The sequence below is a fragment of the Streptomyces sp. P9(2023) genome, assembly GCF_032436795.1.
Lineage (GTDB): Bacteria > Actinomycetota > Actinomycetes > Streptomycetales > Streptomycetaceae > Streptomyces.
On sequence record NZ_JAUPWM010000001.1, the window covers coordinates 67,550 to 83,663 of the forward strand.

17 protein-coding genes are annotated in these 16,114 nt (G+C 72.5%); 9 read left to right on the forward strand and 8 right to left on the reverse strand.

Annotated features, from left to right (window positions below; all coding sequences use genetic code 11):
• The first annotated feature begins 239 nt into the window (after window positions 1-239).
• The 3 genes from Q5762_RS00365 to Q5762_RS00375 all read left to right on the forward strand — a co-directional run bounded on the left by Q5762_RS00365 (window position 240) and on the right by Q5762_RS00375 (window position 3,235).
• A complete protein-coding gene (locus tag Q5762_RS00365; RefSeq protein WP_315889827.1) occupies window positions 240-1,457 on the forward strand; it encodes a cytochrome P450 in 1,218 nt (405 codons plus the stop codon).
• Between the two features lie 4 nt (window positions 1,458-1,461).
• Entirely contained in the window at window positions 1,462-1,689 is a 228-nt protein-coding gene (locus Q5762_RS00370; protein WP_315889828.1) for a ferredoxin, read from the forward strand.
• 208 nt (window positions 1,690-1,897) lie between these two features.
• A complete protein-coding gene (locus Q5762_RS00375) occupies window positions 1,898-3,235 on the forward strand; it encodes a cytochrome P450 (RefSeq protein WP_315889829.1) in 1,338 nt (445 codons plus the stop codon).
• 25 nt (window positions 3,236-3,260) lie between these two features.
• On the opposite strand, the gene Q5762_RS00380 is transcribed toward Q5762_RS00375, so the two are convergent.
• Window positions 3,261-3,917 (reverse strand): permease prefix domain 1-containing protein, encoded by a 657-nt coding sequence (locus tag Q5762_RS00380; protein WP_315889830.1) that lies wholly within the window; start codon window positions 3,915-3,917, stop codon window positions 3,261-3,263.
• The gene (locus Q5762_RS00385) at window positions 3,914-4,258 is read right to left on the reverse strand and encodes a helix-turn-helix transcriptional regulator (protein ID WP_315889831.1); all 345 of its coding nucleotides are present in this window, start codon (window positions 4,256-4,258) and stop codon (window positions 3,914-3,916) included. The genes Q5762_RS00380 and Q5762_RS00385 overlap by 4 nt, the downstream gene beginning before the upstream one ends.
• Window positions 4,259-4,340: 82 nt before the next feature.
• On the opposite strand from Q5762_RS00385, the gene Q5762_RS00390 reads away from it, so the two are divergent.
• From Q5762_RS00390 to Q5762_RS00400, 3 genes are read left to right on the forward strand one after another with little or no spacing between them, the layout of a single operon-like run.
• Window positions 4,341-4,826, forward strand: a complete 486-nt coding sequence (locus Q5762_RS00390; RefSeq protein ID WP_315889832.1) for a hypothetical protein — start codon at window positions 4,341-4,343, stop codon at window positions 4,824-4,826.
• Between the two features lie 5 nt (window positions 4,827-4,831).
• Window positions 4,832-5,089: a hypothetical protein gene (locus tag Q5762_RS00395; RefSeq protein ID WP_315889833.1), complete on the forward strand. Its 258-nt coding sequence runs from the start codon at window positions 4,832-4,834 to the stop codon at window positions 5,087-5,089.
• Between the two features lie 55 nt (window positions 5,090-5,144).
• Window positions 5,145-5,624: an NUDIX domain-containing protein gene (locus tag Q5762_RS00400; RefSeq protein ID WP_315889834.1), complete on the forward strand. Its 480-nt coding sequence runs from the start codon at window positions 5,145-5,147 to the stop codon at window positions 5,622-5,624.
• Window positions 5,625-5,627: 3 nt separating this feature from the next.
• Here Q5762_RS00400 and Q5762_RS00405 read toward each other — a convergent pair whose 3' ends face one another.
• Window positions 5,628-6,290 carry a class I SAM-dependent methyltransferase gene (locus tag Q5762_RS00405; protein WP_315889835.1) on the reverse strand — a complete coding sequence of 221 codons (663 nt, stop codon included), beginning with the start codon at window positions 6,288-6,290 and terminating at the stop codon, window positions 5,628-5,630.
• A 148-nt stretch (window positions 6,291-6,438) separates the two neighbouring features.
• Here Q5762_RS00405 and Q5762_RS00410 point away from each other — a divergent pair, with 148 nt between their 5' ends.
• Window positions 6,439-7,224: an SGNH/GDSL hydrolase family protein gene (locus tag Q5762_RS00410; RefSeq protein ID WP_315889836.1), complete on the forward strand. Its 786-nt coding sequence runs from the start codon at window positions 6,439-6,441 to the stop codon at window positions 7,222-7,224.
• 47 nt (window positions 7,225-7,271) lie between these two features.
• Here Q5762_RS00410 and Q5762_RS00415 read toward each other — a convergent pair whose 3' ends face one another.
• A complete protein-coding gene (locus tag Q5762_RS00415) occupies window positions 7,272-7,676 on the reverse strand; it encodes a DUF5997 family protein (RefSeq protein ID WP_315889837.1) in 405 nt (134 codons plus the stop codon).
• Between the two features lie 57 nt (window positions 7,677-7,733).
• Here Q5762_RS00415 and Q5762_RS00420 point away from each other — a divergent pair, with 57 nt between their 5' ends.
• Both Q5762_RS00420 and Q5762_RS00425 read left to right on the forward strand, forming a co-directional pair.
• Entirely contained in the window at window positions 7,734-8,522 is a 789-nt protein-coding gene (locus Q5762_RS00420) for a LysR family substrate-binding domain-containing protein (RefSeq protein WP_315889838.1), read from the forward strand.
• A 92-nt stretch (window positions 8,523-8,614) separates the two neighbouring features.
• Entirely contained in the window at window positions 8,615-9,601 is a 987-nt protein-coding gene (locus tag Q5762_RS00425) for an MBL fold metallo-hydrolase (RefSeq protein ID WP_315889839.1), read from the forward strand.
• Window positions 9,602-9,636: 35 nt separating this feature from the next.
• Here Q5762_RS00425 and Q5762_RS00430 read toward each other — a convergent pair whose 3' ends face one another.
• From Q5762_RS00430 to Q5762_RS00445, 4 genes are all read right to left on the reverse strand, one after another.
• Window positions 9,637-12,717, reverse strand: a complete 3,081-nt coding sequence (locus Q5762_RS00430; protein WP_315889840.1) for a phosphocholine-specific phospholipase C — start codon at window positions 12,715-12,717, stop codon at window positions 9,637-9,639.
• A 273-nt stretch (window positions 12,718-12,990) separates the two neighbouring features.
• Window positions 12,991-14,178, reverse strand: a complete 1,188-nt coding sequence (locus Q5762_RS00435) for a cytochrome P450 (RefSeq protein ID WP_315889841.1) — start codon at window positions 14,176-14,178, stop codon at window positions 12,991-12,993.
• Window positions 14,165-15,964 carry a tRNA-dependent cyclodipeptide synthase gene (locus Q5762_RS00440; RefSeq protein WP_315890230.1) on the reverse strand — a complete coding sequence of 600 codons (1,800 nt, stop codon included), beginning with the start codon at window positions 15,962-15,964 and terminating at the stop codon, window positions 14,165-14,167. The genes Q5762_RS00435 and Q5762_RS00440 overlap by 14 nt, the downstream gene beginning before the upstream one ends.
• A complete protein-coding gene (locus tag Q5762_RS00445; RefSeq protein ID WP_315889842.1) occupies window positions 15,868-16,110 on the reverse strand; it encodes a hypothetical protein in 243 nt (80 codons plus the stop codon). The genes Q5762_RS00440 and Q5762_RS00445 overlap by 97 nt, the downstream gene beginning before the upstream one ends.
• Between the last annotated feature and the right edge of the window lie 4 nt (window positions 16,111-16,114).

Consider the following 16,114-nt stretch of genomic DNA (forward strand, 5'->3'; position numbering starts at 1 on the left):
GCGCCATCCTGTCCGTCCGCGCAGGGGCGCTTCCACGGGATTTCGGGTACGGGCAGCGGGCGCCGCCGCGCGATTTCCGCCCCCGCGCCGCTGGATCCGGCCAAAGCTTGCACACCGTTCAACTCGCACTTGCACGCCGTGCAAGCATTCTCTTACGGTGTACGAGCCAGACCGGTTGAACACCGTTGAAGTCCGAGGTGCCCGGCATGCCAGGGCACCCTTCCGACTGGGGGAACACCATGACCATCGCTTCGTCCGCCCAGACGCCCGAGCCCCGCGGGTTGCCGACCGCCCGCCCCGCCGGCTGCCCGTTCGACCCGCCCACCGAGCTGGCGGAGGCGCGCGAGCGGGAACCGATCAGCCGACTGGCCTTCCCCGACGGCCACGTGGGCCGGCTGATCACCAGCCACGCCCTCGTCCGGGCGGTCCTCGCCGACTCCCGTTTCAGCTCGCGGTACGAACTGCTGCACTATCCCTTCCCCGGCGGCCCCGAGGGCGTGCTGCCGCCGGCGCCGGTCGGCGACATGACCGGGATGGACGCGCCCGAGCACACCCGATTCCGCCGGCTGCTCGCGGGCCGGTTCACCGTCCGCCGGATGCGTCTGCTCACCGAGCGGGTCGAGCGGATCACCGCCGAGCACCTCGACGCGATGGAGCGCCAGGGCCCGGGTGTCGACCTCGTCCCGGCGTTCGCCCAGCCCGTCCCGGCGCTGATGATCTGCGAGCTGCTCGGGGTGCCGTACGCCGACCGCGAGACCTTCACGGGGTTCGTGCGCGACCTGATGAGCGTGGACGCCACCCTCGAGAGGCAGATGGCCGCCATGACGGGGCTGCAGGAGTACATGTCCGGGCTCGTGCTCGCCAAGCGGGCCGAGCCGACCGACGACCTCCTCAGCGACCTGACGAGCAGTGACCTCACCGACGAGGAACTCAGCGGCATCGGCGCCTTCCTGCTCGGCGCGGGCCTCGACACCACGGCCAACATGCTCGCGCACGGCACCTTCGCCCTGCTGAGCCACCCGGACCAGCTCGCGACGCTGCGCGCCGACCCCGGCCTCGCCGACCAGGCCGTCGAGGAGCTGATGCGCTATCTGAGCATCGCCCACACCATGGTCCGCGTCGCCCTGGAGGACGTCGAGCTCGACGGCCAGGTGGTCAAGGCCGGTGAAACGGTGGTGCTCTCGGTCGAGGCCGCGAACCGGGACCCCGAGCGGTTCGCCGACCCCGACGCCCTCGACGTGCGCCGCAAGGCGACCGGCCATCTCGGCTTCGGGCACGGCATCCACCAGTGCCTGGGCCAGCAGCTCGCCCGCGTGGAGATGAGCGTCGCCCTGCCGGCGCTGCTCACCCGGTTCCCGACCCTGCGGCTGGCCGTCCCGGCCGAGGACGTACCCCTGCGTGCGGGCATGAACATCTACGGCGTCCACAGCCTGCCCGTCACCTGGGACAAGGAGTAACGCCGTGGAGCTGAGCGTGGAACGCGAACGCTGCCAGGGCGCCGGGATGTGCGCCCTCACCGCGCCCGAGGTGTTCGACCAGGACGAGACCGACGGCCGGGTCGTCCTCCTGGAGCCCCGGCCCCCGCACGAGCTGCACGGGGCGGCCCGCGAGGCGGCCGGTCTCTGCCCCGCCGGCGCACTCACGATCACCGAACCCGACGGCCGCCGCGCCCCGTTCCGTAGGGAGTGACGGGCGGGCGCGGGAGGGAAGCCGGTGGACCGAGCGCCCGCCACAGGGCGGGAGCCGGTGGACCGAGCGCCCGCCACAGGGCGGGAGCCGGTGGACCGAGCGCCCGCCACAAGGGCCTGTCCACCACCTCTGGCCTGCGCCTTTCCCGGCGTGATCCGGCGCACAGACCGGCCGGTAGGGGTACGGCCACGTGCTAGCGTCCGCGACCGTGACAACCGCCCTCGGCGGGCCGGGGCCCGCTTCCCCGACGGGTCCCGCCGACGCCTGCCCGTACGGTGGAGCGACCGGCTCCGAGAGCTCGCCGCTTCTCCCGCTCGACCGGTTGGACCTGTTCGGCGAGGACTTCGTCCGCGACCCGTTCCCCTGGCTGGACACGCTTCGGGCCGAGGCGCCGGTCCATCGGGACGCGACCACGGGGTTGTGGCTCGTCAGCCGCTACGAGGACGTCCGCCGGGTGCTGCTCGATCCGGAGGTGTTCCGGCCGGACAACGCCCAGCACGCGGTGACCCCGTTGAGCGTTCCGGCGCTCCGGGTCCTCGCCCGGGCCGGCTTCCGGCTGCGGCCCGCGCTCGCGAACAACGCGACCGGGAGCCACGCCGGGCTGCGCCGCGTCGTCACCCGGTTCTTCAACGCCCGGCGGGTCGCGGCGGCGGTGCCGGTGATCGAGCGGGTCGCCGGCGAACTGCTGGACACCGTACGGGCGGAGCTCGACGAGCAGGGCGGCAGCGACCTCTTCGGCACGTTCGCGCACACCCTGCCGTGCCGGGTCATGATGGAGCTGCTGGGGATCGACGGTCTCGATCCCACGACCCTGGTGCGGTGGAGCGACGCCTCGCTGGAGCTCTTCTACGGCCGCCCCACACCGGAGCGGCAGCTCGAACTGGCCGTTCTTGTGGGTGAGTTCCACCGGTGGCTGACGTCGGTCGTGACCGACAGGTCGGCCCCGCCGGACAGTTTCGTCGGCGCGCTCGCCCGCCACCGTCTGCCGGACGGCGAGCCGGTGGACGTGGCGACGGCGGTCGGTGCGTGCTTCTTCGTGTTCATCGCCGGGCAGTCCACGACCGGCCAGCTCATCGCCACGGTCCTGCGCGGCGCGCTGACCGAACCCGGCCTGTGGCCGCGGGTGGCGGCCGAGGACGGACTGGCCGAGGCGTGGGTCGAGGAGGTGCTGCGCCGGGAACCGCCCGTGACGACCTGGCGCCGGGTGACGGCCGAGCCGGTTGACCTGGGAGGCGTACGGCTGCCCGCCGGCGCCGAGTTGTTGCTGATGCTCATGGGCAGCGGCTCCGACCGGGAGGTCTTCGACGCCCCGGACCGGATGCTCCCCTTCCGCGCCGATGTCCGCCACCACCTGTCCTTCGGCGCGGGCCGCCACCGCTGCCCGGGCGCGTCCCTCGCACGTACGGAAGCCTCGGTCGCGCTGCGCGCGGCGGCCCGCCGGCTTCCCGGTCTGCACCTCACGCCGGGGGCGCCGCCCCCGCCCGTCCTGGACCTGCTCTCGTTCCGGGCGCCGCTCGCCGTGCGGGTGAGCGACGCCCCGCGCTGAGGACGGCGGCTGGGAGATCCGGGGATCAGGCCGGCAGCCGGGCGCAGCGCCGGCAGGCGCGGGCCGAGGGGGCCGTCAGGGCGTGGGAGGCCGCGGCGAGGGCGCAGGCCAGGACGATCACGGGCCAGGCGGCCGTCATGAAGGCGGCGACGGCCAGGGAGAGGGTGGCCACGGCCATGGACACGCTGGCCGTGGTGCCCGTCCACGCGACCAGGAGCGGAAGCCGGTGCGGGGTGGGCAGGTGGCGTGCGAGGGGGCCGGTGGCCGCAAGGGCGGTCGCGGCGAGGAGCGCGGCGACACCCGCGACCACGGCCAGCGACTGGGCCGTGCGGGGCAGCGGTCCGCCCTGGCCGGTGCCCATGGCGAGGAGCGCGTACCAGCAGGCGAGCAGCAGCGGGGCGGCGAGGACGACGGAGCGCGCGGTGTGGCGGGCCTGGGCGATCGTCAGTTCGCGCTGGCAGACGGGGGCGAGCTCGGCCGGGGTGCCGAACTCCCGTACCGCCAGCCGGACGGCGTCCTCGTAGGACGCTCCCTCGTGGGTGTGGGCCGCCACGGTGTCGGTGAGCCCGTCACGTACCTCCTCGACGAGGCGCACGGTGGCCCGGCGCGGGCCGTGCAGGGCGCTCCTCAGCTCCTCGACGTACGCGTCGACGGGGTCCGAGGCCTTCGTGAGGGCGCTCATGTCGCGGTTCCGGGGCGGACGGGGGCCGGATTCAGGACCGAGCCGATCGCGGCCGTGAACTCGCGCCAGGCGGCCCGCTCCCCCGCGAGGCCCTCGCGCCCGGCGTCGGTCAGTTCGTAGCAGCGCCGACGGCGTTCGCCGACCGAGTCCCAGCTGCTGCTCAGCAGCCCGATCCGCTCCAGCCGGTTGAGCGCCGGGTAGATCGTGCCGGTACGCAGATCCAGCACGCCTCCGCTGCGCTGCTGGACCGCGGTGATGATCGCGTACCCGTGCAGCGGCCCCGGTTCCAGCACGGCCAGCAGCAGTCCGTCGAGGTGCCCTCGCACCGCATCCGCTCTCATGAGTAGGCAGCCTACACATCAGACGAGTAGACGTGCTATCTATTGGCAGCCAACATATAGCTCTCTGCTGGAGGGGCCCGCGGTGACCAAGCTGCTGCTGTCCATACACGTCCTCGCGTCGATCCTGGTGGTGGGACCGATCACCGTCGCCGCGTCGATGTTCCCCCGCTACGCGCGCCAGGCCTCGCCGTTCGCCACGCTGCTGCACCAGATCTGCCGGGGGTACGCGGTCGCCGGCGTCGCCGTCCCGGTCTTCGGGCTCGCGACCGCGATCCAGCTCGGCGTCCTGACCGATGCCTGGCTGCTGACGTCGCTCGCGCTCACCGCGGTCGCCGCGGCCGTCCTGGCCCTGGCGATCCTGCCGGGCCAGCGACTGATGCTGGCCGGCGTCGCGACTGGAGGCGGGGAGGGGGGCGACGCGGGCGGCGCCGATCCGGGCGGGGCCGACGCGGGCGCCTCGCGTGCGGCCGCCTCCCGGCTCGCCATGGTCACCGGCGTCTTCAACCTCCTCTGGACGGTCGTCGTGGTCCTCATGATCGTCCGCCCTGGTTCGACCACGGGGGCGTGAGGCCCGTGCGCACCCTTCGTATCGCGGCGGCTGCCGAGGCGGCCTCCCTCGTGGCCCTCCTGGGCAACCTCCTGACGACGCATACGCCTGCCGTCTCGTCGCTCGTCGGTCCGCTGCACGGCACCGCGTATCTCGTCACCATCGCGGCCGCCTGGCCCACTCCCGGCGCCGCCGCTTCGGGCGCCCGCCGGCTGGCCGTCATCCCCGGGATCGGCGGGCTGCTCGCTCTGCGTCGACTCCAGGGCGGCGGCCGAGCCGTGTAGCCGCGCATGGTTGGCTGGCCGGCGACACCCACCCCCGTCCGCACGAGGAGCCGCCATGCACCCGCCGCACCGCAACGCCCAGCCGCCGACCGCTCAGGCCTCGCTCGGGGCCGGTGTCGTCGTGACCGACGAGGCCGGGCGGGTGCTGCTCGGCCTGCACCCGAGCGGCACGTGGGAGCTGCCCGGCGGGAAGGTCGACCCGGGCGAGTCGATCGAGCGGGCCGCCGTCCGCGAACTCGCCGAGGAGACCACGCTCGTGGCCGACGATGCCGACGTCGAGGTCATCGGGATCCTGTTGGACACGATGACGTCGACGGAGGTCACCCGGTTGACGGCGGTGGCGGTGGTACGGGCCTTCAGCGGCACCCCGACCGTCGCGGAGCCGGACAAGATCGAGCGCTGGGAGTGGACCGCGCCCGACCGCCTCCCCCTGCCGCTGTTCACCCCCTCCGCCCAGGCGCTCCGGACGTGGCGGCCGGAACTGCCCATCGAGGAGGCGCCGTTCCACCGCTACCGCGTGGTGCGCCAGGGCTGACGGTCACACGTGCGCGATCAGTGCGTACCGCTCGTCGTCCACCCGCTTCCCCCAGAGATCGTCGTCGGCTGCTCCGTCGAGCGGCTCGACACGGAGCCGGGAGACGAGCGGGCGGACGGCCGCGGCGAGGTCGTCGGCCCCGATGCCGCCGTTCCACGGCAGCGATTCGGCTCCGGCGACGTACGGCACCCCGCTCTGTCCGGACTCCCGCCAGCGCCCCTCGACGAGGACCAGCCGGCCGCCCGGCCGCAGCCGGTTCACCCAGGCGCGCAGGGCGGCCTCCGGATCGGGCAGGGTCCACAGCAGATGCCGCGACAGGACGACGTCGAACCGTGCCGCTCCGGTCGGCGGGTCCATCGCGTCACCCGGCAGGAAGCGGCAGGCGAAGCCCGCGTCCGTGAGCTTCGCACGCGCCTGTTCCACCATTTTCGGGGCCAGGTCGATCCCGGTCACCCGGTGCCCCGCCCTGGCGAGGAGTAGGGACAGCGAACCCGTACCGCACCCGACGTCGAGGACGTCGGCCGGTCCGGACGGCAGCCAGGCGTCGAGGAGCGCGGCCCACGCCCCTCGGGTGCGGTCGGCCCGCAGACCGTGGTCCGGTTCGTCGTCGAAGGCCGCCGCGGCGGCGTCCCAGTAGGCGGCGATGGCCGCGGTGCGATCCGTCATCCGCCGATCTTCGCAGGGGCCACTGACAGCGGGCCGTGTCACGACCAACCAAGATCGCGGAACTACTCGCGTAATTGATTAGGTTCGGTGTTGAATACCGTCGAGGCGGGCCGCTCGGGGCACGCCGTCGCACGGAGGAGCACGAGCCATGCACACCGGTCCGTACGCGCGTTATGTCGCCCTGGGCGACAGCCAGACCGAAGGGCTCGGGGACGGTGACGACGGCACGGGCCTGCGTGGCTGCGCCGATCGGCTGGCCGAGTCGATGGCGGTGAGCAGTCCGGGACTGACGTACGCCAATCTGGCGGTGCGGGGCAGGCTCGCCGGGCAGGTGCGGGCCGAGCAGCTCGGTCCTGCGCTCGCGTTGCGGCCGGACGTGGCGACCGTGATCGCGGGGATGAACGACCTGCTCAGGCCGCGCTTCGACGCGGACGACGTGGCCGGTCATCTGGAGGCGATGTTCGCCGAACTGACGGCCGCGGGCGCGCGGGTGGCGACGGTGACGTTCCCGGACGCCGGGCGGATCATCCCGCTCGCGCGGCCGGTCGGTTCCCGTGTCACCGCGCTCAACGCGCGGATCCGCACGGCGGCGGCGCGGCACGGCGTGGCGGTCGCCGAGACCTTCCACCACCCGGTGGTGACCGACGCCCGGCTGTGGAGCCCGGACCGGCTGCACGCCAGTCCGCTCGGCCACGCGCGCATCGCCGCCGCCGTGGCCGAGGCACTGGCGCTGCCCGGCAGCGACGACGCCTGGACCCTCCCGCTGCCCGCGAACCCGGGCCCGCGGCCGTCGGGCCCACGCCGGGCACTCGACGAGGCGCGGTGGGTCGCGGGCTTCCTCGGCCCATGGGTCGGCAGGCGCCTGCGCGGCCGCTCCTCCGGGGAGGGCCGCACGGCGAAGCGCCCCGACCTGGCGCCGGTACGCGCGGCATAGGACGCCAGGAGGGCGCCGGGAGAGCGTAGGAGGGCACCGGGAGAGCGTCAGGAGTCGGAGCGGTCGGCCTTGGCGGCCTTCTCCGCGTTCTTCTCCTTGATACGGACCGTTTCCTTGCGGACCTCGGCCTGGGTGGCGCGCTCCTTCTGGAGCCACTCCGGGTCTTCCTGCTTCAGCGCCTCGATCTGCTCGGTGGTGAGCGCCTCGGTGATGCCACCGCGGGCCAGGCCCGAGATGGAGATGCCGAGCTTCGCGGCGATCACCGGACGCGGGTGGGGCCCGGTGCGGCGGAGCTCGCGCAGCCACTCGGGCGGATCGGTCTGGAGGGCGTTCAGCTCGGTGCGCGAGACGACACCCTCCTGGAACTCGGCGGGGGTGGCCTCGAGGTACACACCCAGCTTCTTCGCCGCGGTCGCGGGCTTCATCGTCTGGGCGGTCTGGTGCGACGTCATGAGTCAAGGGTATCGAGCATGTGAACTACCTCTGACCACGACGGGTAACCTGGCGGAGTGACTGGCCAGGAAGAATCCCCCGCGTTCCGGCTCGCGTACGTACCGGGAGTGACGCCCACGAAGTGGGTGCGGATCTGGAACGAGCGGCTGCCGGACGTCCCGCTGACCCTCGTCCAGGTGCCGGCCTCCGAGGCCTTCGAGCTGCTGCGGGGCGGTGGCGCGGACGCCGGATTCGTACGGCTGCCGGTGGACGGTGCGGATCTCAGCGCGATCCCCCTGTACGCCGAGACCACGGTCGTCGTGATCCCCAAGGACCACGTGGTGGCGGCGGTCGAGGAGGTCTCGCCCGGGGACCTGGCCGAGGAGGTCGTGCTGCATCCGCTCGACGACACCCTCGACTGGGAGCGCCCGCCGGGGCTGCCGGCGATCGAGCGTCCGGCGACGACGGCCGACGCGATCGAGCTCGTCGCGGCGGGGGTGGGACTGCTCGTGGTCCCGCAGTCGCTCGCGCGGCTGCATCACCGCAAGGACCTCACCTACCGTCCCCTCTCGGACACCCCCGAGTCGCGGGTCGCGCTGTCCTGGCCGCAGGCCGAGCCGACCCCGGACCTGGTGGAGGAGTTCATCGGGATCGTCCGCGGCCGGACGGTGAACAGCACCCGGGGCCGGACGCCGACTCCCCCGCAGCCCAAGGCCAAGGCCAAGGCGAGCGACAAGGCCAAGGCGCAGGCGAAGCGTCCGGACAGGAGCACCGGGGGCAGGCCGGCGGCCAAGAGCGGCGCGAAGGGTGCCAAGGGCGTCAAGCGCGGCGGCAGCAAGCCCGGCAAGCCGCGCCGCAGGTCGTAGCCTCCGCCGCCTGGCGGCATAGCCGAATGGCCATGGGCGCCAGGACGATTCGGTCTTGGACAGGCGAGCGCATCGGCTGATTTCCTGGCGCCATGAACGACGACACGCACACCTTCCCCCGGCGGTCCGTCCTGCGAGGCGCCGCCGCCGGCGGGGCCTTACCGTTCCTGCCCGCCGCTGCGGCCCAGGCCCAACCTGCCGCCCAGGCCGGCACCCCCGCTCCCGGCTCCGCGTCGCTGCGCTGGCTGGGCACCGCGGGCTGGCGGATCGACGTCGGCGGGCGGACGGTGCTCTTCGACCCGTATCTGACCCGCTTCAAGACCGGCCTCTTCGAGAAGCCCTTCGACCCGGCCACGCGGATCGCGGAGACCGACGCCGAGCTGGTACGGGAGTTCGCCGGGAACCCTGAGCTGATCCTGGTCAGCCACTCCCACTGGGACCATGTCGCCGACGTCCCGTACCTCGCCAAGAAGACCGGCGCGCGGGTCCTCGGCACCGAGACGACCTACCATCTGCTGGTCGCGCTCGGCGTGGATCCCGGTCAGGTCTCCGTGGTGAAGGGCGGCGAGGTGCTGGACTTCGGCCAGGGCCTGGTGGTCGAGGTCGTGGCGAGTCTGCACAGCCGCAACAAGCAGCACTCCTACTTCGCGCCGGGCACGCTGACCGGGCCGCCGGCCGCCCCGCCCACGACCATCTCCGACCTGCCCGAAGGCGACACCCTCGCTTTCCAGGTGACGGCCGGCGCCGACGGGCCGAGCCTGTGCCTCATGGGCGCAAGCGACTTCGCCGAGCGGTCCGCCGAAGGGCTCCGCCCTGATGTGGCGATGGTGCCGGTCCCCTCCAGCGCCTCGACCCATCGCTACGTCCCCAGGCTGCTGCGGGCCCTCGGCCATCCGGCTGTCGTCGTGCCCGTGCACTGGGACAACTTCGAGACGGACCTGCGCGATCCGGTGGTCGCCGACGCCACGATGGACCTGGCCGGACTGATCCGCCAGGTCCATCTGGAGTCGCCCGGGACGCGCGTCGTGGTCCCGGACTACCGCACGGTCTACGGCGCGGACCTGCGTCCCCGCCACTGAGCCCCGCGACCCCGACGCGCACGGGCCTACCGATCTCAGCCGAGGCGGATGTGGTCCACCGCCCAGTACCAGTTGTTTCCGGCGTCGTACATCCGGAACCGGAGGGTCACCGTCCTTGCGTCGGCCGGGACGGCGAACTCCTTGCCGACGGCGGTGTTCTCGGCGTCCGGTGAGCCGGGGCCGTACTGCAGGAGGACCTGCTCCTGGCCGGTGTCGAAGACGGCGCGGACCTCGGCCTTCTGGTTGCCCTCCTGGCGGTAGTGGGAGTCGAAGTCGAGCCGCAGCGTCGTGGTGCCCGCCGGGACGGGGACGGCCGGGGAGACGAGGGTCGAGTCGAACGTGCCCTTGGCCGCGGGCGATCCGGTGTCGTCCCAGTCGTCCGGGTCGGCCACGGCGACGATGCCCAGGCCGCGGGTGAAGTTGGGCCGGTTCTGGGAGCCGCCCGACCAGGCGCGCCGGGTGTGGAAGGTCCAGCCCTGGAACATGGGCGTGCCCTGCGGCATGGCGGCGGCGTTGACGACCGACCAGCCGTCGGGGGCGGTCGCCGTCCAGCCGAGCACCTGGCCGCGCTTGACCAGCCTGCCGGCGAGCGGCTGGAAGTCCTCGCCGAGCAGGTGGCCGGTCATGACGGGGGCGATCCGGGCCTGGACCTCTCCTTCGGCGAGGCGCAGTCCGTCGGTGGCTCGGGCACGGGCGACGGCGAGCAGCCGGGCGGAGCCGTACGGCTCGGCATCGGCCGGGGCGGTGACGTCCCAGCTCGCGGAGTACGAGGAGCCGGCCGCCAGGGTCTGCGGCGGGGTGTCCGCGACGGCCTTGGCGGTCCAGCCGGCCGGGACGGTGAACCGGGCCCGGACGTCGCGGAGTTCGACGGGGCCGCGGTTGGTGACGGTGGCCGTGAAGCGGGCCGTGCCGCCGCCCGCGACGACGGGCTCGTCGCCGTCGGCCGTGGTGACCTCGACGGCGAGCGCCTCGGGCAGACCCATCGCGGGGTCGGTGACGCCGGCGTTCCGGTCGGCGCAGCGTCCGGCGAAGCGGCGCAGGTAGAGCGGGTCGTCGGCGGCGCCGACGGCGATGTCGTACCAGCGCTCGTCGGGCACCCGCACGGTCACGGTGCGGTCGTCGCGGGCACCCACGCGGACCTCCTTGACTCCCCCGCCGTACGCGAGGTCGCCGACGAGGACCGTACGGGCGCGGCGGCCCCGGTTCTTGATCTCGATCTCGATCTCGGGGCGGCGGTCGTCGTGGTCCTCGGAGAGGCGGACCTCCAGGGCGTCGTCGGCGGCTCCGCGCAGGTGCCAGAGGTATCCGTTGGGGCCGTGCACACGCAGGTCGTAGCCGTCGGCGGCGGGGCGGCTGCCGGACAGCTCGGAGCGGGCGCCGACGGTGTAGAAGTCGGGGCGGCTGCCGGGCTCGGGGTAGACCTGGAAGACGGCCGCCTGGCGGCCCTTGTTACGGAAGTCCAGCTCGATCCGCCCGTCCCGGACCTGGGTGCGGAGGGACAGGGCGTACGGCACGGCACGGGCGGGGCGGGTGCCGCGCTGCTGCTTCGGGAAGAACTGCGGGGAGGGTACGGCGATCGACGGCTTGCCTGCGGCGGCCTGGCCCTTGGCCACGTTGCCGCTGGTGTCGGGGAGTTCGGGCCAGTCGATCTCCTCTCCGGAGAAGTCGAAGACGGAGGTGAGGTCGCCGGTGACGGCCCGTCGCCACTCGCTGATCTGGGGCTCGTGGACGCCGAAGCGGCGCTCCAGGAACTTGATCACGGAGGTGTGGTCGAGGACGGAGGAGTCGACCACACCTCCCCGGGTCCAGGGCGAGACGACGAGCACGGGGACGCGGATGCCGAGGCCCATGGCGTGGGGTCCGGAGACGAGCTTCTCGCCGGCGGGCAGGGTCTCGGACCAGCCGAGGGTGCCGTCGGCGGCCTTGACGCGGTAGCGGCCGTCCTGGGCGACGACGCGCATCGCGGTGGAGCCGTCGGCCTTCTGGACACGGACCACGACCTCGCCGTCGACGGACATGGTGGCCTTGCCCCGCTCGGCGGAGAGCGGCGGGACCGGGGGCATGCAGTGGTCGAAGAAGCCGCCGTGCTCGTCGTAGTTGAGGATGAAGACGGTCTTGGCCCAGACGTCCGGGTGGTCGGCGAGGGCCTCGACGAGGCGGGCGGTGAGGTCCTCGCCGTTCGGCGGCGCCCAGCTGGCGTGCTCGGAGAGCGCCTCGGGGGCGACGATCCAGGAGACCTGCGGCAGCCGGTCGGCGGCGATGTCGGCACGGAAGGCCTCGACGAGCGCGTCGCCCATCTTGTGGCCGTCGTTCTCGTCGGCGGCCGCCCCGACCCGGGCCATGCCCTTCTCGTACAGCGGCTCACCGGGCTTGGCCTGCTGGAAGGGCTTGAACCAGGCGAGGGCGTTGTCGTCGTAGTTGTCCCGGGCCTGGTACGTCTTCCAGCTGATACCGGCCTGCTCCAGGCGCTCGGCGTAGGTCGTCCAGGTGTAACCGCCGGGTATGTAGCTGTTGTTGTAGACGACGGTGTCGTTGACGGTGCCGCCGCTCGTGCCCGTCATGAAGTGGTCGCGGTTGGTGTTGGTGTTGCACTGCACCGAGGCGTGGTACTGGTCGCAGACGGTGAACGTGCTGGCCAGGGCGTTGTAGAAGGGCATGTCGGCGGGCTCGTAGAAGCCGTGGCCGAGCCAGCCGCTGGAGCGGCCGGTGACGTAGCCGTCGGCGCGGCCGTCGCTCCAGAGCGGGAAGGAGTCGACGAAGCCGAAGGCGGGTGCGCCCTGACGGTAGGCGTTGGTGTGGGCGGCGTTCATCGCGAAGGGGACGAGATAGCCTTCGGCGCGGGCCGGGTCGGGCTGGTGGAAGACGGACCGGCCGTTGGAGCCGCGGATCGCGGTGCGGTCACCGAGTCCCCGGACGCCGGGCAGGGTGCCGAAGTAGTGGTCGAAGGAACGGTTCTCCTGCATGAAGACGACGACGTGCTCGATGTCCTGGAGCCGGCCGGGGCGGGCGGGGGCGGCGAGCGCCTGACGGACGCTGAGCGGCAGGGCGGTGAGGACGGCCGCACCGGCGGCGCCGCCGAGAATCGTGCGGCGGGAGACGTCGGGGGACGGGGGCATGACAGGTGCTCCTTCGAGTCGCGCTTCGGGACCTCACTTCGGTCCAGACCCGTTATGTGTAGGTGATGTGGGGGTCCGGGTTCCGGGTGTCCGGTGAACGGCAGACGAACACCCTCCGCGCTACTCGGGGGTACGGGATCCCACCGGAAACGCCGTCGCCCCCGGCGGGTGGCCGGGGGCGACGGCGGTCGGCGTGCGCAGCGTCCGATCGGATATTGGATATTGGACATCGAATATTGGACATTGGATGTCGGATGTCGGATCACATGGTGGTCACCAGGCGATCGGCAGCCGTTCCGGGATGCGCTTCATGAAGCGGGTGCGCCAGACGAGTTGATCGACCGGGACCGCGAGGTGCAGGTCGGGCATCCGGTCGAGCAGGACCTCCAGGGCGATCTCGGTGTGCCTCTTCCCGAGGGCCGTGGCCGGGCAGTAGTGGCCGCCGCCGCCGAAGGAGAGGTGGGCGCCGGCGTTCGGCCGGTCGATGTCCACGGTGTGCGGGTCGGGGAAGACCGCCGGGTCGGTGTTGGCTCCCTCGACGAGGACGAGGAGGAGTTCCCCCTTCCGCACCTCGACGTCCCCCAGGGTGACGTCTTCGAGGGCGAGGCGCGGCAGCCCGTCGGCGATGGAGAGGTTGACGCGCAGGAGTTCGTCCACGGCGGCGGGGATCCGGTCCGGTTCCTTGCGCAGCCGCTCCCACACGTCGGGGTTCTGGAGCAGGGAGAAGACGGCCATGGTGAGGAAGCCCATGGTGGAGATCACGCCCGCGCCGAAGAAGGTGACGCCGACGGTCGCGAGCATCTCGTCCGTCAGATGGGCGTACTCGGGATTGCCGCGCAGGGCGGCGAGTTCGGCCATCAGCCCGGTGGTCGCCGGGTCGTCCAGCCGCTCGACCATGTACGCGATGTCGCGGTCCCAGTTGAGCCGGGCGCCGGTGACGGGGCAGGCCGAGTTCATGAACGCGATGTCCAGGCTGGCGGCGAGGCGCGGCGCGTCGGCCTCCGGTATGCCGAGGATCCGGCAGTGCAGGTTCTCGGCGTACGGGTTGGTGAACCGGCCGCGGAGGTCGACCGGCGGTCCGTAGGCGAGGAGTCCGTCGACCAACTGGCCGGCGTGGTCGCGCATCCAGTCGGTGAGGCCGTCCGTCTTGGGGTTGATGGCCTTGAGGACGGCCTTGCGCAGTCCGGCGCCGGTGATGTTGCCCATGTTGTTGACCACCTCGGGCGGGATGGTCAGCGCGTACTGGCGGGGTACGCCGGGGGCCGAGGTGTCCTTGAGCGAGAACCTCGGGTCTTCGAGGACCTGCTTGCAGAGCTCGTAGGACGAGACCAGCCAGGCTTCGTCGCCGGCGATGGTGCGGACCCGCTTGACCGGCTCGGCGCGCAGGGACTCGATCTCGGGCGGCAGTCGGTCACCGCGGGCGGAGAACGGGAAGTCGAGCAGCGTGTCAGTGGTGGTCATCGTGGTCTCCGAGGGTCGGGGTGACGATGGCGTGGCCCTGGTTGCGGGAGGCGCGCAGTCCGGAGCCCCGGGAGTAGAGGAGTTCGGCCATCGGCAGGAGCTGGTGGTAGCAGTTGAGGGAGGAGGGCACGTCGAGAATCGCGGGAGTGTCCAGAAAGAGCGGTGCCTCGGCGCAGACGTACTGGAGGCAGACCTCGCGCTGGCGGGCGGTCGGGGTCTGTCCGCCGAGGACCTTCGAGGCGAGGAAGGCCTCGACCAGCCGGTCGCAGGCGGCGAGGAACTCGGCGTCGGTGGCGAGCAGGTCGTCCAGGTGTTTGCGCAGCTGCCGGTAGGCGGGGATGTCGAGGAGCGCGGACATGGGGCGCCCCCGGAGCCGTTCGCCGCCGGGGTCGGTGGCGGCGACGGCGTTGTTGACCTTCGCGCGGACGCCGCGGAGGTTCTTGACCGCTTTGCGGCGGGCTTCGTCCGGCGGGTAGCCGAGAGCCTCGTACATGTCGGCGACGTGCAGGTCGGTGTAGATGAGGTCGACCTGCTGGAAGGAGCGGAGTCCCCAGTCGGCGAGATCGGCCACCCGCTGGGCGGAGAAGTATCCGTTGCCCGGGGAGATGCCGATGACCGCGTGGTCGCCTTCGGTGTGGATCACTTGGCAGTGCTGCGTGTACGGCTGGACCTTGAAGCTGTCGGTCGCTGTCGTCGTCAAGTGAGGAGATGTCCTTCGGGCCGCTAGTCCCGTCGGGGCCTTGTGCCCCTGGTGTGGCGGCGACGGCATGAAGTTACCGGCGATCTCCACAGAGTGACAATTCTGCGAGGTAGGTGGCCGGATACCTTCGGTACGTGACGGGATTTGACGCATGATCCGGGGTGGAAGCGATGAGTTCCGGTCACACCGGACGGGCCGCACCGCTGACCGGACACCTGACCGGCCGTCACGCGACGGCGGCGGCCACCCGGCCGCCGAGGTCGATGCCGGCGACGGCGCCGCTCGCGTCGCGCGAGAAGAGGCCCCGCCGGCCCGCGAGTCCACCGGCGGTGACGATGAACTCGTCGCCGTCGCCGGGCAGCAGGCCCATGGGGCCGCCTCGTAGTCCGCAGGCATCTCGAAGTCGGCCGCCGCCCGGATCTCCGGCTCGATCACGGTCCCGAGGGTCAGCCCCGCCCCGTCGGTGGCGACGGTCAGGTCATCGCGTCGCTCGGGAACGATCACCAGCTCGGCGAACTGGCCGTTGGACGAACCGCCGTGCTCGATCGTCCGCACGCCGTTCACCTCGCGCAGGAACCAGCAGATGCCGAAGCCGTCACCGACGTTGCCGCCGCGCAACTCGACGGTACGCTCCCGCATCCGGTGCAGCTGCTCGGTCGGCAGGAGCCGCTCGACGTTCTCCGTACGCCCGTCGCCGAGCTGGAACTGCGCCCAGCGCAAGACGTCCGCCGCCGGGGTTGTTGCCCCGGCGAACCGCCGGGTCATGACGTCGGCCATGCCGAAGAAGCTGTTGGAGAGACCCAGCAGCTCGCACACGAGCGAGGCGATGGCCCGCTCGTACGTCAGACCCGTGACGTTCTCCAGGAGGCGGCCGAGCAGGTTGAACCCGGCCTGGCTGTACGAGGCGCGCTCGCCGGGCCGGCCGATGAACTCCAACTCGGCCGTCTTCACCACGAAGGCGGCCAGGGCGTCGTCGCCGTCACCGGTGTTCACGTACCGGCGGACCGGCGCGTCCGCTCGACCCGGCCGTCGGCGACGAGGCGCATCAGGCGCGGTGGCGGTGAAGGTCTTGCTCGCCGAGCCCAGCTGGAAGGGGTCTCCCGGCCGTCGGCCCACATCCCCACGGTGACGCCGGGGATGGCGTGTTGGGTGACGGTCCGCCCGACGAACTCGGCCAGCGCGGCCGGGGACTTCTCGACGCTGTCGGCGCTCTTGAGGCTGGTGACGCTCATGGTG

What these genes read in the sequence shown, in the direction of transcription:
- Q5762_RS00385 (WP_315889831.1), bottom strand. Translation starts at nt 4,258, where the DNA reads ATGAGAGCGGATGCGGTGCGAGGGCACCTCGACGGACTGCTGCTGGCC.
- Q5762_RS00430 (WP_315889840.1), bottom strand. Translation starts at nt 12,717, where the DNA reads ATGCCCCCGTCCCCCGACGTCTCCCGCCGCACGATTCTCGGCGGCGCC.
- Q5762_RS00365 (WP_315889827.1), top strand. Translation starts at nt 240, where the DNA reads ATGACCATCGCTTCGTCCGCCCAGACGCCCGAGCCCCGCGGGTTGCCG.
- Q5762_RS00425 (WP_315889839.1), top strand. Translation starts at nt 8,615, where the DNA reads ATGAACGACGACACGCACACCTTCCCCCGGCGGTCCGTCCTGCGAGGC.
- Q5762_RS00435 (WP_315889841.1), bottom strand. Translation starts at nt 14,178, where the DNA reads ATGACCACCACTGACACGCTGCTCGACTTCCCGTTCTCCGCCCGCGGT.
- Q5762_RS00400 (WP_315889834.1), top strand. Translation starts at nt 5,145, where the DNA reads ATGCACCCGCCGCACCGCAACGCCCAGCCGCCGACCGCTCAGGCCTCG.
- Q5762_RS00415 (WP_315889837.1), bottom strand. Translation starts at nt 7,676, where the DNA reads ATGACGTCGCACCAGACCGCCCAGACGATGAAGCCCGCGACCGCGGCG.
- Q5762_RS00410 (WP_315889836.1), top strand. Translation starts at nt 6,439, where the DNA reads ATGCACACCGGTCCGTACGCGCGTTATGTCGCCCTGGGCGACAGCCAG.
- Q5762_RS00405 (WP_315889835.1), bottom strand. Translation starts at nt 6,290, where the DNA reads ATGACGGATCGCACCGCGGCCATCGCCGCCTACTGGGACGCCGCCGCG.
- Q5762_RS00445 (WP_315889842.1), bottom strand. Translation starts at nt 16,110, where the DNA reads ATGAGCGTCACCAGCCTCAAGAGCGCCGACAGCGTCGAGAAGTCCCCG.
- Q5762_RS00380 (WP_315889830.1), bottom strand. Translation starts at nt 3,917, where the DNA reads ATGAGCGCCCTCACGAAGGCCTCGGACCCCGTCGACGCGTACGTCGAG.